Annotated in this window: 12 protein-coding genes; 8 read left to right on the forward strand and 4 right to left on the reverse strand. The window is 63.8% G+C overall.

Translation table 11 applies throughout. The features are described from left to right. Nucleotides 1-35: 35 nt before the first annotated feature. The 5 genes from MM194_RS05985 (at nt 36) to MM194_RS06005 (ending at nt 6,746) form a co-directional block, all read left to right on the forward strand. Nucleotides 36-1,775: a glycoside hydrolase family 9 protein gene (locus tag MM194_RS05985; RefSeq protein WP_241343027.1), complete on the forward strand. Its 1,740-nt coding sequence runs from the start codon at nt 36-38 to the stop codon at nt 1,773-1,775. Beyond that, entirely contained in the window at nt 1,768-2,640 is an 873-nt protein-coding gene (locus MM194_RS05990) for a BadF/BadG/BcrA/BcrD ATPase family protein (protein WP_033131083.1), read from the forward strand. The genes MM194_RS05985 and MM194_RS05990 overlap by 8 nt, the downstream gene beginning before the upstream one ends. A gap of 67 nt (nt 2,641-2,707) precedes the next feature. Continuing rightward, nucleotides 2,708-4,573 carry a beta-N-acetylhexosaminidase gene (locus tag MM194_RS05995; protein WP_241343028.1) on the forward strand — a complete coding sequence of 622 codons (1,866 nt, stop codon included), beginning with the start codon at nt 2,708-2,710 and terminating at the stop codon, nt 4,571-4,573. 195 nt (nt 4,574-4,768) lie between these two features. Continuing rightward, a complete protein-coding gene (locus tag MM194_RS06000) occupies nt 4,769-6,322 on the forward strand; it encodes a PAS domain-containing methyl-accepting chemotaxis protein (RefSeq protein ID WP_241343029.1) in 1,554 nt (517 codons plus the stop codon). A 67-nt stretch (nt 6,323-6,389) separates the two neighbouring features. Further along, complete coding sequence (locus MM194_RS06005; protein ID WP_033131080.1) at nt 6,390-6,746, forward strand: MGMT family protein; 357 nt, start codon at nt 6,390-6,392, stop codon at nt 6,744-6,746. Between the two features lie 11 nt (nt 6,747-6,757). On the opposite strand, the gene MM194_RS06010 is transcribed toward MM194_RS06005, so the two are convergent. Together MM194_RS06010 and topA are read right to left on the reverse strand one after the other, a co-directional pair. Further along, complete coding sequence (locus MM194_RS06010; RefSeq protein ID WP_193354270.1) at nt 6,758-6,928, reverse strand: hypothetical protein; 171 nt, start codon at nt 6,926-6,928, stop codon at nt 6,758-6,760. Nucleotides 6,929-7,042: 114 nt separating this feature from the next. Beyond that, the gene (gene topA / locus MM194_RS06015) at nt 7,043-9,667 is read right to left on the reverse strand and encodes a type I DNA topoisomerase (RefSeq protein WP_241343030.1); all 2,625 of its coding nucleotides are present in this window, start codon (nt 9,665-9,667) and stop codon (nt 7,043-7,045) included. A gap of 361 nt (nt 9,668-10,028) precedes the next feature. Here topA and astB point away from each other — a divergent pair, with 361 nt between their 5' ends. Then, complete coding sequence (astB, locus tag MM194_RS06020) at nt 10,029-11,366, forward strand: N-succinylarginine dihydrolase (protein ID WP_033131078.1); 1,338 nt, start codon at nt 10,029-10,031, stop codon at nt 11,364-11,366. A 231-nt stretch (nt 11,367-11,597) separates the two neighbouring features. Here astB and sohB read toward each other — a convergent pair whose 3' ends face one another. After that, nucleotides 11,598-12,605: a protease SohB gene (sohB, locus tag MM194_RS06025; protein ID WP_033131077.1), complete on the reverse strand. Its 1,008-nt coding sequence runs from the start codon at nt 12,603-12,605 to the stop codon at nt 11,598-11,600. A 223-nt stretch (nt 12,606-12,828) separates the two neighbouring features. Between sohB and MM194_RS06030 the strand changes: the two genes are divergently transcribed. Both MM194_RS06030 and MM194_RS06035 read left to right on the forward strand, forming a co-directional pair. Continuing rightward, nucleotides 12,829-13,599: a YciK family oxidoreductase gene (locus MM194_RS06030; RefSeq protein ID WP_033131076.1), complete on the forward strand. Its 771-nt coding sequence runs from the start codon at nt 12,829-12,831 to the stop codon at nt 13,597-13,599. Between the two features lie 89 nt (nt 13,600-13,688). Then, on the forward strand, nt 13,689-14,573 hold the full coding sequence (locus tag MM194_RS06035) for a LysR family transcriptional regulator (RefSeq protein ID WP_033131075.1): 885 nt from the start codon (nt 13,689-13,691) through the stop codon (nt 14,571-14,573). Nucleotides 14,574-14,709: 136 nt separating this feature from the next. Here the strand turns inward: MM194_RS06035 and MM194_RS06040 are convergent, their stop codons facing one another. Further along, complete coding sequence (locus MM194_RS06040) at nt 14,710-15,882, reverse strand: MFS transporter (protein ID WP_033131074.1); 1,173 nt, start codon at nt 15,880-15,882, stop codon at nt 14,710-14,712. Nucleotides 15,883-15,972: the final 90 nt, after the last annotated feature.

Genomic DNA, 15,972 nt, shown 5'->3' on the forward strand with positions numbered 1-15,972 from the left:
TCGCCCATGCCGGCAGACCAAGGGAGTAAAGCTTGATGGAACTCTTGATCAATCAGGTGGGTTACGATTGTGACGGCCACAAGATTGCCCTATTGCAGGCCGCCGCCGACGCCGACCTCAGCGGCCGGGTGCGGCTGCTGCGCGAGGATGACGGCCAGATCCTGTTCGAGGCCCAGCTGCAGGCCGCCGGCCAGGTGCCGGGCTGGCAGGGCCGCGCCTTCTGGCGGGCCGACTTCAGCGCCTTCACCCGCGCGGGCCACTACCGGCTGGAGGCCGTCACGACCGAGCGGGGCGACGCCACCGCCAGCCCGCGCCTGACCCGCTCCCCCCGCTTCGCCATCGGCCCCGAACTGCTGAGCCGCACCTGCCTCTCCGATGTGATCCACTACTTCAAGGGACAGCGCGCCAGCGGCGCCTTCGATCGCGCCGACCGCAATGCCCGCCTCTATGGCAGCGAGCAACGGCGAGATGTGCACGGCGGCTGGTTCGACGCCAGCGGCGACATGAGCAAGTATTTGAGCCACCTCTCCTACGCCAACTACCTCAATCCCCAGCAGACCCCCATGGTGGTCTGGGCCCTGCTCAAGTGCCGGGAGCTGCTCTCTACCCGCACCGATATCGACAGCCTGAACCTGTGCAAGCGGCTCAATGACGAGGCGCTGCACGGCGCCGATTTTCTCTGCCGGATGCAGGACGAGTCGGGCTTCTTCTACATGACCCTGTTCGACAAATGGAGCAAGGATCCCGAGCAACGCGAACTATGCGCCTACGCCACCCAGCAGGGGCTCAAGTCCAGCAACTGGCAGGCCGGTTTCCGGCAGGGAGGGGGGCTGGCCATCGCCGCCCTGGCCCGCGCCGCCCGCGAATCCACCACCGGTGATTTCGATGCCAGCCGCTATGCCAACGCGGCCAGCAGCGGCTACCTGCACCTGCGCGAGCACAACCTCACCTACCTGGACGACGGCCGCGAGAACATCATCGACGACTACTGCGCCCTGCTCGCCGCCGTCGAGCTGACCCGGACTCTCGGCAATGCGTGGCTGAGCGAGGCCAGGGACAGGGCAAGCCGGCTCTGCGCCCGCCAGCGCCCGCACCCGGATCTCGGCCACTACTGGGCCGCCAATGACGACGGCAGTCGCCCCTACTACCATGCCGCCGAGGCGGGCCTGCCGGTGCTGGCGTTGATCGAATACCTAGGCATGGAGCCGGAACCGGCGCGCCAGACCAGCACGCTGCGGGTGATCCAGCAGGCGCTGACGGCCGAGCTTGCCCTCGCCGCCCGGGCGGGCAACCCCTTCGCCCTCGCCCGCCAGTATGTGAAAGGGGTGGATGAAGCCCCCAGGGTCAGCTTCTTCATCCCCCACCACAACGAATCCGGTTACTGGTGGCAGGGAGAGAACGCCCGGCTGGCCTCCTTGGCTGCCATGGCATTTTCCGCTGCCAAGCTACGACCGCAGCAAAACAAGTCGCTGCTCACCTTCGGCCAGCGCCAGCTCGACTGGATTTTGGGGCAGAATCCCTTCAACACCTGCATGCTGGCGGGGCACGGCATCAACAACCCGAGCTACACCGCCGGTTACCCCAATGCCCTTGGCGGGATCTGCAACGGCATCACCGCCAGTTTCGATGACGAGGCGGATCTGGCCTTTATCCCGGAAGAGTACAAGGATCGGCTGGATCAGAACTGGCGTTGGGGGGAACAGTGGATCCCCCACGCAGCCTGGTTCGCCCTGGCCATCTGCTGGCAGAGCACCTCCGGAGGCTCCCATGATTGAGTACTGGGTCGGGGTGGATGGGGGCGGCACCCACAGCCGCGCCCGCATTCGCGACAGGGCCGGGAAACTGCTGGGAGAAGGCCGGGCGGCGGGATCCAACCTGGAGCTCGGCATCGCACTGGCCCATGGCAACGTGCTGGCCGCCATCGATCTGGCCCGCACCGCGGCGGGCTTGCCCAAAGAGTGCGAGCAGCAGATGGGGGTCGGGCTAGCACTCGCCTCCGCCGAGCTCGCCGATTGCTATCAGGCCCTGCTGGCCATGCCCTTCCCCTTCGCGAGCGTGCGGCTCACCTCGGATGCCTTCGGTGCCTGTCTCGGCGCCTTCGGTGGCCGGGAGGGTGCCATCCTCATCGCCGGCACCGGCTCGGCCGGGCTCATCTACCAGGATGGCCGGCTGCGCAGCTGCTCCGGGCGCGGCTTCCCCATCTCGGATCTCGGCAGCGGCGCCTGGCTCGGCCTGCGTGCCCTCCAGCAGGCGCTGCTCTGCCACGACGGCATCCTGCCCCCCAGCACCCTGGCCATCCGCTTGCTCGATCACTTCAAGGGGGATCAGGCCGAGGTGGTACGGTGGGCAGCCAAGGCCATTCCGGCCGACTATGGCCGCTTCGCCCCCTGGGTGTTCGACGCCGCCAGCGACGGTGACGAGCTCGCCTGCCAGCTGCTGGATGAAACCAGTGCCCAGTTGCAGACCCTGCTGGCGGGGATGCAGCAACTGGGGGCCAGACAGATTGCCCTGCTGGGCGGGGTCGGCACGCGCCTGGCTCCCCGCCTCGCCCACCTCAACCTGGTTCCCCCCAGGGCCGATGCCCTTGAAGGCGCCATTCTGTTCGCTCAATCCGAGGAGCACCCATGTCTGCACTCCTGAGCCTTGCCCTGCCTGCACGGCACGCCGGGAGGGACTCCGCTCCGTTCACTCAATCAGAGGAATACCCATGTCTGCACCCCTGATCCACACCCAAGTTGACCGACGTGACGGTGATGATATCTGGTTCCGCTTCACCCTGAGCCAGCTGCCGGCCAGCCCCTGGAAACTGCACTTCTGCCTGGCTCGTCACATAGACCCGGCCTCGGTCGAGGGGGGCGAGCTGGAGCGCCAGAGCGGCAGCTACAAGGTGCTTGTCCCCCTGGATGGCGCCAGCGAGCTGCGTTTCTGCTGCCGCAACACCCCCATCAAGCGCCTCTCCGATCTGCCCCAGGGTTTCTTCCTGAGCCTGACCGAGAGCAGCGGCACTCCCCAGCTGCTGCCGGTGAGCCTGGTCGAGCAGGCGCTCAACCTGCCATCTCTTGCCCCCGCAGGCCCTGAGCTGCCCGAGGTGGAGCCGGCCAACGGCATAGTGCCCCACCCCGCTCATCTGCAGTTGCCCGAGGGCAACTTCCGGCTGGCGGAGCGCGCCCATGTCAGCGGCCCCGGCTCCCTGACCGGCCTGCTGGCCCACTTCAACGAGCTGACGGGGCTGGCGCTCAGCCAGGATCACGACGCCGAGATCCATCTCATCGAGGCCCCCCTCACCTCCGAGGCCTACAAGCTCTCCATCACCCCGACGGAGATCCGCATCCAGGCGGCGGGCGAGGCCGGCTGGCGTCACGGCCTGATAAGCCTGGCCCAGTGGGCGCTGCAACACGGGGAGAGCCTGCCCTGCCTCGAGCTGCACGATGGGCCGCGCTTCGGTTTTCGCGGCATCTTCCTCGACTGCGCCCGCCACTTCCACTCCATCGCCACCATCAAGCGCCTGCTCAAGCAGATGAGCCTCTACAAGTTCAACCGCTTCCACTGGCACCTGACCGATGACGAGGGCTGGCGCCTCGAGATAAAGGCCTTCCCACAGCTGACCGAGGTGGGCGCCTGGCGCGGCCACGGACTGGCGGTGGACCCCCAGCTCAGCGGCGGGGCCGAGCCTTACGGCGGTTACTACACCCAGAGCGAGGTGCGCGAGCTGGTGGCCTACGCCGCCGGGCTCGGCATCAGCGTCATCCCGGAGATCGACATCCCGGGCCACTGCCACGCGGCCATCAAGGCGCTGCCCGAGCTGCTGCGGGAAGAGGCGGATCACTCCCGCTACCTGTCGGTGCAATATTTCGACGACAACGTGCTCAACCCCGCCCTGCCCGGCACCTATGAGTTCCTCGAGGCGGTGATGGGTGAGGTGTGCGCGCTCTTCCCCGGGCCGCAGATCCACATGGGGGGAGACGAGGTCCCCACCGGCGTCTGGACCGACAGCCCCGCCTGCCAGCAGCTGATGCAGCGAGAGGGGTATCAGGATTGCCGCGAGCTGCAGGGGCACCTGCTGCGCCACTGCCAGCAGTACCTGGCCGCCAGGGGCAAGCAGATGCTGGGTTGGGAGGAGATACTGCACGGTGACAAGGTGAGCCGGGATGCGGCCATCGTCGCCTGGACCAGCTTCCAGGCCGGGCTGGATGCCGCGAGCCAGGGCTACCCCGTGGTGATGGCGCCGGCCCAGCAGCTCTATCTGGATCAGGCCTATAACCAGGACATTCACGAGCCAGGTCTCTACTGGGCCGGACCGGTCAGCCTGGAGCAGGTCTATGCCTGCGATCCGGCCCCCCTCGATTTCCATGCCAACGATAACATCCTGGGGGTGCTGAGCCCCTTATGGTCGGAACTGGTGATCTCTCGTGACCGTCTCGACTACATGTTGTTCCCGCGCATGCTGGCCACGGCCGAGGTGGCCTGGAGCGCCCCCGTCCGCAAGGAGTGGGTGCACTTCGCTGCCCGTCTGCCCGGTCAGCTGCAGATCCTCGATCAGTTGCAGGTGCGTTATCGGGTGCCGCAGAGGTAGTGTTATCTTTCTCTTTTTGGCGACCTTTTGGTCGCCTTTTTTTACCACCAATCAACAAAAACCCAACCTAAGCCCTACTTTTCATCCGCCTTTATTGGCAAAATAGGGCCCGAGATGAAGCCGACAAGGCATCAGGTCAGGTTTTCATCCTCCCAATCACAATAACAATCAGCATGAACATCGGAGCTTATCCTTATGGCCCGCAGAGACGTCCAGGCGCTGGACAGCGAAGTGGAGTTTCCTGCCGACGTACAACTCGTGTCGACCACGGACCTGCGCGGCGTCATCACCTACGCCAATCCCGCCTTCTGCCGCATCGCCGGCTACCAGGCCGATGAACTGGTCGGCCAGAACCACAACCTGGTGCGCCACCCCGACATGCCCAAGGCCGCCTTCGCCGATCTCTGGGATCGCCTCAAAGAGGGCAAGCCCTGGCGCGGCATAGTGAAGAATCGCTGCAAGGATGGCCGCCACTACTGGGTCGATGCCTATGTGACCCCCATCTATGAACAGGGCAAGATCAGCGGCTACCAGTCGGTGCGCTGCAAGCCGGAGCCCCAGATCAAGCAGGTCGCCAACCAGACCTATCAGGCCCTGCTCAAGGCCGAGCGAGAAGGCGCCAGCAAGCTGCCCTCCCTGCGGCCGCTGCGGCCCGCGCTGCTCGCGGTGCTGATGCTGGGGCTGCTCGGTTGGGCGCTCCACTCCCACGGCGCCATGACGGCGCTGCTGATGCTGCTGCCCCTGCTGCTGGTCACCGGTGCCTACTGGCGCGAGCTCATCTCTCTGCCACGCTATCTCAAGCAGCTCGGCCAGCAATATGACAGCCTGACCCGGCTGGTCTATTCGGGGGATGCACCCGGCGCCATCGCCGATTTTCACTTGAAGATGCTGCAGGCCCGCATCCGCACCGTGCTGGGGCGGGTCAACGATGCCACCCACCCCTTGCAGACCCTGGCGAGCGACTTGAAGGACTCCTCCCATCAGGCCTTCCTCGACATCAACGAACAGGATGCCCAGACCCAGCAGATGGCCGCCGCCATGACCCAGATGGCCAGCACGGCCCACGAGATAGCGCGTAACATCCAGGACACCAACGGCCAGGTGACGGAGGCGCGCAGCAGCTGTGAACACACGGTGCAGCAGCTGGATCAGACCGGACAACAGATGGAGCTGTTGGCCAAGCAGGCCGAGCAGGCCTTCCACTCCGCGGTGGAGCTTGCCAGCGAGTCGGAGCGGATCGGCAGCGTCATGGGGGAAATCCAGGGCATCGCCGAGCAGACCAACCTGCTGGCGCTGAACGCCGCCATCGAGGCGGCGCGCGCCGGTGAGCAGGGCCGGGGCTTTGCGGTGGTAGCAGACGAGGTGCGCACCCTGTCGACCCGTACCCACAAGGCGACCGAGCAGATCCAGGGCAGCATCCATCAGATCCAGCAGACCCTGGGCCGCTGGCAGGGGATGATGCAGGACAACCTGGCACAGACCCGGGAATGCGCCGAGATGACCCGTCAGGGCTCAGGCAACCTGCATCTGGTGCTGGGGGAGATAGAGCAGGTCACCGAGTTCTCCACCCAGATAGCGGCGGCGGCCGAGCAGCAGCAGGCGGTGGTGGAGGAGATCAGCCGCAACATTCACCAGATCTCCCAGTACTCCCGCGCCAACAGCCAGAAGATGCAGGCGGTGGACGACTCCAGTCAGGAGTTGCTAAAGCGTGCAAGCGAGCTCAGGGGGCTGAGCCAGACCTTTGGCTGACACCTTGCCCAGAAGACAACAGAAGCGCCACAATGGCGCTTCTGTTTTTTAAGAGACGACCCGAGTCATGATGATCGATCCCCCCAAGACCGGCCTGAACAAGGTGGCGCGCATCGAGGCGATCCTGGCCCTGATCCCGCCGGGCCGGGTGGTGAGCTATGGCCAGGTCGCCGATCTGGCTGGCCTGCCCGGCCGCGCCCGGCTGGTAGGCAAGGTGCTGCGAGAGACCGACAAGGTGCTGCCCTGGCACAGGGTGCTGGGGGCCGGCGGCACCATCTCCCTGCCCAAGGGCTCGGCGGGCTTTGATAAACAGACGGGGTTATTGCAGGAGGAGGGAGTGCCGGTGATCGGCGGTCGAGTCAGGATGCGGGAGTGGCAGTGGCAGCCCGACCTGGCCGAGCTGCTGTTTCTGATCCCGTTCTAGGGGTTGCCGCGCTAGTCACTGAGAAGCGGGCCCAGGATCTCGTCGCTGCGCACCTGCACCGGGATGGTTTCATCTTCCCGCTGCAGCAGCACCAGCAGACTCTGCTTGTCCACTTCCAGCACGTAGGCCGTTCCCTCCCTGGTCAGGCAGGTCATGCCTGGCCGGATTTCATGTATCTCCATGACAACCTCCGTGTCTTGCGCTGCCATCCATGCAGCCTCTTCAGTATACCGCCATCTCCCAATAAAAAGGCCCCTGTGCGGGGCCTCTTTCGTCATTGTGTGAACAACGACCGATCAGGATTTCTTGGCCTTGGCCAGGCTCTCCTGCCATTTTCCGTTGTCGTAGTGGGCCGTCCAGCCCGTCGCCTTGCCGTTGACCTCGGTCATCACGTACTGCTCCTTGGTCTTGCGACTGAAGCGCACCACGGAGGCGTTACCGTCAGGATCTGACGCCGGTGCATCGGCCAGGTACTGATGCTTGGGCGAGAGCCGGTCGCGGAAGCGCTTGAGCTCTTCAACCAGTGGCGCACGAGTCTCACGGGATTTCGGGAAGTTGCTGGCGGCGAGGAACAGGCCGGCGGCGCCGTCACGGAGCACGAAGTGGGCGTCGGACTGGGTGCACTTGAGCTCGGGCAGCGGCACCGGATCTTCCTTCGGCGGCGCTATGTCGCCATTTTTCAGGATCTTGCGGGTGTTCTTGCAGCTCTCGTTGGTGCAGCCCATGTACTTGCCGAAGCGGCCGTTCTTCAGCTGCATCTCGGCTCCGCAGCGATCGCAGTCGATGCTCGGCCCTTCGTAGCCCTTGAGCTTGAACTGACCCTGCTCGATCTCGTAGCCGTCACAATCCGGGTTGCGGCCACAGACGTGCAGCTTGCGGCTGTCGTCGATGATGTAGGCATCCATGGCGGTGCCACAAATGGTGCAACGGTGCTTGGCGCGCAGCGCCTCGGTTTCGGCCTCGTCACCGTCATCGCTGGCGGAGACGAACTCGTCGGCACTGACCAGGTTGATGGTCTTCTTGCAGCGCTCCTTCGGTGGCAGCGCATAGCCGGAGCAGCCGAGGAAGACCCCGGTGGTGGCGGTGCGAATGCCCATCTTGCGGCCGCAATCCGGGCAGTCGATGTCGGTCTGCACCATCTGATTGGCGCGCATGCCGCCCTCTTCCGCCGGCTTGTCGGCCTGCGCCAGCTCCTGGGTAAACTCGGCGTAGAAGGCGTCGAGCACCTTCTTCCACTCCAGGCTGCCCTCGGCGATGCCATCGAGCTTGTCTTCCATCTTGGCGGTGAACTCGTAGTTCATCAGCTCGACGAAGTTCTCCACCAGTCGATCGGTGACGATCTCCCCCATCTTCTCGGCGAAGAAGCGGCGGCTCTCGACCCGCACATAACCGCGATCAACGATGGTGGAGATGATGGAGGCATAGGTAGACGGGCGGCCGATGCCACGCTTCTCCAGCTCGCGTACCAGCGCCGCTTCGGTGAAGCGGGCGGGCGGCTTGGTGAAGTGCTGACGGGGATCCAGCTTGACCAATTTCAGGATCTCGCCGACGGTCACCGCCGGCAGCTGGTTGTCTTCGCCCTTGCGACCCATGGGGGGCAGCGCCTTGGTCCAACCGGCGAAGCGCAGGGTGCGACCACGGGCTTTGAGCTCGAACTCACCGGCCTTGACGGTCAGGGTGGAGGAGTCGTACTGAGCCGGGGTCATCTGACAGGCGACGAACTGACGCCAGATGAGGTCATAGAGCCGCATGGCATCCGGCTCCATCCCTTCCAGCATCTCGGCGGTGACCAGCACGCTGGAGGGACGGATCGCCTCGTGCGCTTCCTGGGCACCGGCCTTGGAGCCATAAAGAGTCGGCTCTGCGGGCAGGTAGGCCGCGCCATACTGCTCGCCTATGTATTCGCGCAGCGCCTCGACCGCCTCTTTGCTGAGGTTGGTGGAGTCGGTACGCATATAGGTGATGTAACCCGCCTCGTACAGGCGCTGGGCCATCATCATGGTCTTCTTCACCCCGAAGCTCAGACGGGTCGAGGCCGCCTGCTGCAGGGTGGAGGTGATGAAGGGCGCGGACGGCTTGGAGCCGGTCGGCTTGTCTTCCCGATTCACCACCTTGTAGTCGACCCCTTCCAGGGCGGCCACGGCGGCGAAGGTCTCGGCCTGGGTGACCGGCTTGAAGTCGGCACCGTTGCGGCTGACCACTTCCATGCGCAGGGCACTCTTGTCGCCGGTCAGCAGATCGGCGTTGAGATCCCAGAACTCCACCGGCACGAAGGCCTTGATCTCGCGCTCTTTATCGACGATGAGGCGCACCGCGACAGACTGCACCCGACCGGCGGAGAGACCACGGGCCAGCTTCTTCCACAGCAGTGGGGAGACCATGTAGCCCACCACCCGGTCGAGGAAACGACGGGCCTGCTGGGCGTTGACGCGATGGATGTTCAGCTCGGACGGCTGGGCGAACGCCTCCTGGATCGCAGTCTTGGTGATCTCGTTGAACACCACCCGCTTGTAGCGGCTGTCGTCACCGCCGATGATCTCGCGCAAATGCCAGGCGATCGCTTCCCCTTCTCTATCCAAGTCGGTTGCGAGATAGATGGTGTCTGCCTTGGCGGCCAGACTTTGCAACTCGCTGACCACTTTTTCCTTGCCGGGCAAAATCTGGTAGTTGGCCTGCCAGCCCGCGGTCGGATTGATCCCCATCCTGGAGAACAGGGCGTTGCGATCCTTGGCCGCCTTCTCGGATTCGCTGAGCTTGATGCCGCGAATGACAGGTTTTTTGGGCTCGTTACTGGCGCTGCCGCTGGTCGGCAGATCACGAATATGACCGACGCTGGATTTCACCACGTAGTCCTTGCCCAAATATTTGTTGATGGTCTTGGCCTTGGCCGGAGACTCCACTATGACCAGTGATTTGCCCATGCTGTAACTATTATCCTCGTTGCACCCGACAGGGTTGGCGTGCGGTTTTGTGGGGCTGTATAAGAGATTTGACGCAAAAAAGCAATCATGGAGGCAAATTTGCTTGACCAGCCCATACCGCACTCTCTCTTTATTTATTAATGCGAAGCCAGGACGCGGGAAGCAACCGCTTTTTTGTTTTTATGCTATATCCCCCCCTTTTTTAGCGTGGAAATGACATAACCAGCCGCCCTCGTCACATAAAAAACCAGCTTGGTTATCAGCTTGTTACAAAGGATGAAATCTCTTTATAATGGCCGCATACCGCAGCTTTGTGCGCGGAAGGAACCGTTCCCCCTATAAAAATCGAAAGGATATCGTGATGAAGCACTTCGAGGTCAACTTCGACGGACTGGTCGGCCCCACCCACAACTATGCCGGCCTCTCCTATGGCAACGTGGCCTCCCAGAGCAATGCCAAGGAAGCCTCCAATCCCAGGGAGGCGGCCAAGCAGGGTCTGCGCAAGATGAAGGCGCTGACCGAGCTCGGCATGGTGCAGGGGGTGCTGGCGCCCCAGGAGCGACCCGATCTCGCCACCCTGCGCCGCCTCGGCTTCAGCGGCTCGGATGCCAGCGTGCTGGCCCAGGCCGCCAAACAGGCCCCCGCCGTGCTGGCCGCCTGTTACTCGGCCTCCAGCATGTGGACCGCCAACGCCGCCACCGTCTCGCCGAGCGCCGACACCCAGGATGGCCGCATTCACTTCACCCCCGCCAACCTGACCAACAAGTTCCACCGCTCCCTCGAGCCGGAGGTGACCGGCCGCATCCTGCGCGCCGTGTTCAACAACGATCGCCACTTCTGCCACCACCAGCACCTGCCGGAAAACGATCACTTCGGCGACGAGGGCGCCGCCAACCACACCCGGCTGTGCCACGCCTACGGTGAGGCCGGGGTCGAGCTGTTCGTCTATGGCCGCAGCGCCTTCGACGTCTCCCAGCCCGCCCCCAAGCGCTACCCGGCCCGCCAGACTCTGGAGGCGAGCCAGGCCATCGCCCGCCTGCACGGCCTCGGCGACGAGAGCGCCGTCTTCATCCAGCAAAATCCCGAGGTGATCGATCAGGGGGTGTTCCACAACGACGTGATCGCGGTAGGCAACCAGAACGTGCTGTTCTTCCACCAGCAGGCCTTCCTCAACACCGCCACCGCACTGGCCGAGGTGCGCAGCAAGTTCGGCGAGGGGGAGCTGCACTTCATCGAGGTGCCGACCAATGAGGTGTCGGTGCAGGATGCGGTGAAATCCTACCTGTTCAACACCCAGATCCTGACCCTGCCCTCCGGCGAGATGGCGATCATCGCCCCCACCGAGTGCCGTGACAACCCGGCGGTCTCCGCCTATCTGAGCAAGCTGACGGCCATGGGCACCCCCATCAAGGGGGTGCACTTCATGGACGTGAAGCAGAGCATGCGCAACGGCGGTGGCCCCGCCTGCCTGCGACTGCGGGTCGCCATGAACGACGCCGAGCTGGCCGCGGTCAACCCGGCCTGCCTCATCGACGACGGTCAGTTTGCCCGCCTGGATCAGTGGGTGGAGCGCCACTACCGCGACAGCCTGGCGCTCGACGATCTGCGCGATCCGGCCCTGGTGCTGGAGACCCGCACCGCCCTGGACGAGCTGACTCAGATCCTCAAACTCGGCTCCGTCTATCCCTTCCAGCGCTGAGAACCTGGTCACGATCTTACTGCGAGGCCGTGCTCAAGGCTCATGCGCTGCTCGCTTGTTTGTAACCAAGAGTGCTCACGTATGCCTATACGCTCCGGTTCCTGCGCCGCTCTTTACCTTGCTGACGACCTCTCGCGACAGCTCCTAGACAGGTTCCAAGCCGCAACAAAGCCATAAACGAAGAGCCGGGCGATTGCCCGGCTCTCTTGTTTCAACTCATTGAACGGCGACTTAGCGCCAAGGGCTCTGTTGCCACAGGCGACCGATAGCCGCCTCCAGCGCCTGGGCGCCCTGCTGCCCCAGCCTCTGGGTCAGGCTCTTGGGCCTGCGGTAGCTGATGCCGATCACCTTGTGATGGCTGGACTGAGCCAGCAGGTAGTCATCACTGGTGCTGAGGGTATCCACCAGCCCGAGCTGCTTGGCCTGGCTCGCCAGCCAATGCTCCCCGGTGGTGACCTTGTCGATGTCGAGGCTGGGTCTGTGCTCGGCCACGAATGCCTTGAAGCGATCGTGGATGGCACCCAGCTCCTCACGGAACTTCTCCCGCCCCAGATCATCGTTCTCACCGAACATGGTGATGGTGCGCTTGTACTGGCCCGCGGTGTGCATCTCAAATTCGATGTCGTGTTTTTTCAGGAGCTTGTTGAAGTTCGGCAGCTGAGCTATCACCCCGATGGAGCCGACGATGGCGAAGGGCGCCGCTAGGATCTGGTCTGCCACACAAGCCATCATGTAGCCACCGCTCGCCGCCACCTTGTCGATGGCCACGGTGAGCTTGATATCTCTGTCCCGCAGGCGCTGCAGCTGGGAGGCCGCGAGGCCATAGCCGTGTACCACGCCGCCACCGGACTCGAGACGCAGCAGCACCTCGTCGCCGGGCTGGGCCACCCCTATCACGGCGCTCACCTCTTCGCGCAGGGAGCTCACTTCCTTGGCATCCATGCTGCCGTGAAAATCGAGCACAAACAGTCGGCTGCGCTCATCCGTCGCCTTGGCGCGCTGCTTGTGCTGCTCCTTGCGCTGCTTCTCGAGCTGCTTGCGCTGCGCCTTGCCAGCCAGCGCAGCCTGCAGCTGATGACGCCCCTGCTCCAGCTCGTCGGAGAGATCGGTCACCACCAGCTCCCCCTTGCGGGCCTTGGGGTGGCGGCTGCTGATCACCATCAGGACGATGGCGCCTATGGCCAGCAAGAAGGTGAGGGTTTTGGCCAGAAACAGGCCGTACTCGGTCAAAAATGCCACTTGAAGCTCCACGATGAGTCGGTTTTTTCACATAGTAAGGAGTTTGACGGGATCGTGCAAAACCTCTGCCATTCCCCTCGGGATCTCGCCCCCCATCGGCCCTACCGTCCTGTTTTATTCACATTTTTGCCGTCTCATACTGGTCAAAGGCGGTGCCGGCTCAGTACACTTGCCCCCTTGTTGGTACCGTCCATCTGTCACGAATTTATTAACAGGAGTCCACATGCTCGATTATCAGGCCCCCCGGGCACTGCTCAAGGACAAGGTCATTCTGGTGACGGGTGCCGGTGACGGCATTGGCCGCGAGGCGGCGCTCACCTATGCGGCCCACGGCGCCACCGTGATACTGCTCGGCCGCACCAGTGCCAAGCTCGAGGCTGTTTACGACCAGATCGAGGCCGCCGGTCATCCCCTGCCCGCCATAGTACCGGTCGACCTGAAAGGCGCGACCAGGAGTCACTACCTTGGCATGGCAGAGACTTTCGCTCAGCAGTTTGGCCGCCTCGACGGCGTGCTGTTCAACGCCGGTCTGCTCGGCACCCTGTCACCGTTCGAGCACATCCAGGAGAAGGAGTGGGACGAGGTGATGCAGGTCAACGTCAAATCCGAATTCCTGCTGACCCAGGCGCTGCTGCCGCTCATCCGTCAGACCGCCAAGGAGCACGGCGACGCCTCCATCGTCTACACCTCCTCCAGCGTGGGTCGCAAGGGTCGCGCCTACTGGGGCACCTATGCCATCTCCAAGTTCGCCATCGAGGGCATGATGGAGGTGTTGGCAGACGAGCTGGAAAATACCCGGGTGCGGGTCAACACCCTCAACCCCGGCGGCACCCGCACCAGGATGCGGGCCAGCGCCTTCCCGGGAGAAGATCCGCAGACTCTGAAGACCCCAGCCGAGCTGATGCCGCTCTATCTCTATCTGATGGGGGCCGACAGCCGCGGCCAGACCGGCCAGACCTTTGTTGCCCAACCGAAAGCGGCCCAGCCCAAATAAATCAACAAAAATAACCAGATAGGGTTAAATTGAAGAGGGGTGTCAGTGGCACCCTGTTGAATCCCATCGGCACCCTGACAGGTTGAACTATGTTTCGTCCCAAGAGCACGTTTGAGCAATGGCGGATCTTTCAGGCCGTGGTGGACTGTGGCGGTTACGCCCAGGCCGCCGAGGCGCTGAACAAGAGCCAATCCTCCCTCAATCATGCGGTGGCCAAGCTGCAACAGAGTCTGGGGGTGGCCCTGCTGGAGGTGCGGGGCCGCAAGGCGGTGCTGACGCCGGCGGGGGAGATCTTCCTCAAGCGGGCTCGCCAGCTCAGCCAGCAGGTGGAGGAGCTGGAGAATCTGGCCAACAACCTGGAGCGACAGTGGGAGCCGCAGATCAATCTGTATGTCTCCGTGCTGCAACCCAGGGAGCGGCTCTATCGGGCGCTGGCCAACTTCTATCCCCGCAGTCGGGGTTGTCGCATCAACCTGCACGAACGGATCCACTGTCACTTCAATGCGCTGCAGGTGGGGGATCTGATGCTCTCCGAGCACCTGCCTCTCGATCGCACCGGCCTGCCGCTGGACGAGGTGTGCCTGCTGCCCCTGTGTGCGGCGACCTATCCCCTCGCCAGCCAGGCCGAGCCCATCACCTCAGAGCTGCTCGCCAGCCATAACCAGATAAGCCTGCATCCCCCCATTCACCGCTCGGTGGACTGGAACGATGCGGACGACACCGGCTGGAAGGCGACCCATTACCATGAGGTGTTCACCATGTTGCGGCTCGGCCTCGGCTATGCCTGGTTGCCGCGCCACCTGGTGCAGGAGGAGCTCGCCAACGGCAACCTGGTGCAGCTCAATCTGGAGGGGGGCAGCGAGCGCTACCTCTACACCTACCTGCTCACCCCCTCGACCGATGCGCTGGGGCCCGCGGCCGAGCTGCTGCTGCGTTGCCTGCGCAACGAATACCAGGCCGAGAGCGTCAAGTAAGCCCTGCTGCCAGCTGCCAGCCCTGCTCACGCCCGCTAGCCGGGGCACAGGGCAGACCGGCCCCTCAGCCTGATTACTCCCTATTTGCCCCCTGCTTGCCCCTGCCTATCGGATCTCGGCGCCAGCCCAGCCAGCCTCACACATTGGGCACACGCCAGCAGGCGGCCAGCGCCGCCAGCGCCAGCCCTGTGGCCACCATGAAGACCCCGTGAAAACTCCAGATCTCCGCCACAGTCCCCGCGATCGCGCCCGCCATGATGGAGCCGGTACGGATGCTGTTGGCAAACAGGGTGGTCGCCACCCCGGCGCGGCCCGGCATCAGATCCTGGAAGTAGGACATGCCGATCCCCGCGACGATGCCGATGAAGATGGCGTTGAGCAGTTGCAGCCCGATCAGCGCCTGCTGGCTCGACAGGGTCACCAGCCCCACGTAGAAACCGACCCCGGCCAGCACCGCCAGCAACATCATGGGCCGCTTGCCAAAGCGCCGGGTGTAGTAACCCGCCAGCAGCATGAAGGGGATCTCGAGGGCCGCCGCCGTGCCCATCAAGATCCCGGCGAGCTTCTCCTCCAGCCCCAGCTCGCGGGTGATGTAGAGCGGCATGTTGATGAGGTACATGCTGTTGCAGGTCCACATCAGGGTGGAGGCGATGAACAACGCCCGCACCGAGGGATCCTTCCAACTGCTGACCCGCTCCCCTTCCCCGTTGGACTTGGGCAAGGGCAGGGAAGGCAACCAGCGCCAGACCACGAAGGCGCAGACGAGATAGGCGAAGGCCGAGGCCAGGTACATCACCTCGAAGCCATAGCCGATGGCGAGTGCAAAAGCGGCCGGCGGCCCTATCACCCAGGCCAGGGAGAACTGGGCCCGCAGCACCGAGCTGAACATGTCGGCGCGCTTGTTGCGACTGTCGGCATACTCCCGCGCCAGGGCAAACAGCTGAGGGCTGGCGGTGGCGGTCAGGCTCGCCAGCACCACCCCCAGGCTCACCAGCAGCCAGTATTGGCGGTTCCAGGCAAACAACAGGGAGAGCACTATGCCGGCGAAACAGCAGCGCAGGATCAGTTGCTTGCGATCCCCCTTGCTATCGGATCTATGGCCGAGCCACTGGCTGATGAGGATGCCGATCACGGCGTTGACCGTGTAGAACAGCCCCACCAGGAAGGGGCGAACCTGCACCTCCTCGGCCAGGAACAGGCTCAGGGTGGGCACCTGCAGTGCCACCGCCACCCCGGTCATGAAGGTGACGGCCAGGAAAGAGAGGGAAACGGGATCCGGCCTCTTGCGGGCTGCGGTCAATAAACTCATAGAGATACCATCGATAAGGGAGAGAAAAAGGAGCCAGAAACCGGCAGCTGTATAAAATGACGGCGCTCATTTTATGTCACTATCAAGAGC

The sequence above is a fragment of the Aeromonas sp. MR16 genome, from assembly GCF_022549315.1.
Lineage (GTDB): Bacteria > Pseudomonadota > Gammaproteobacteria > Enterobacterales > Aeromonadaceae > Aeromonas > Aeromonas aquatica.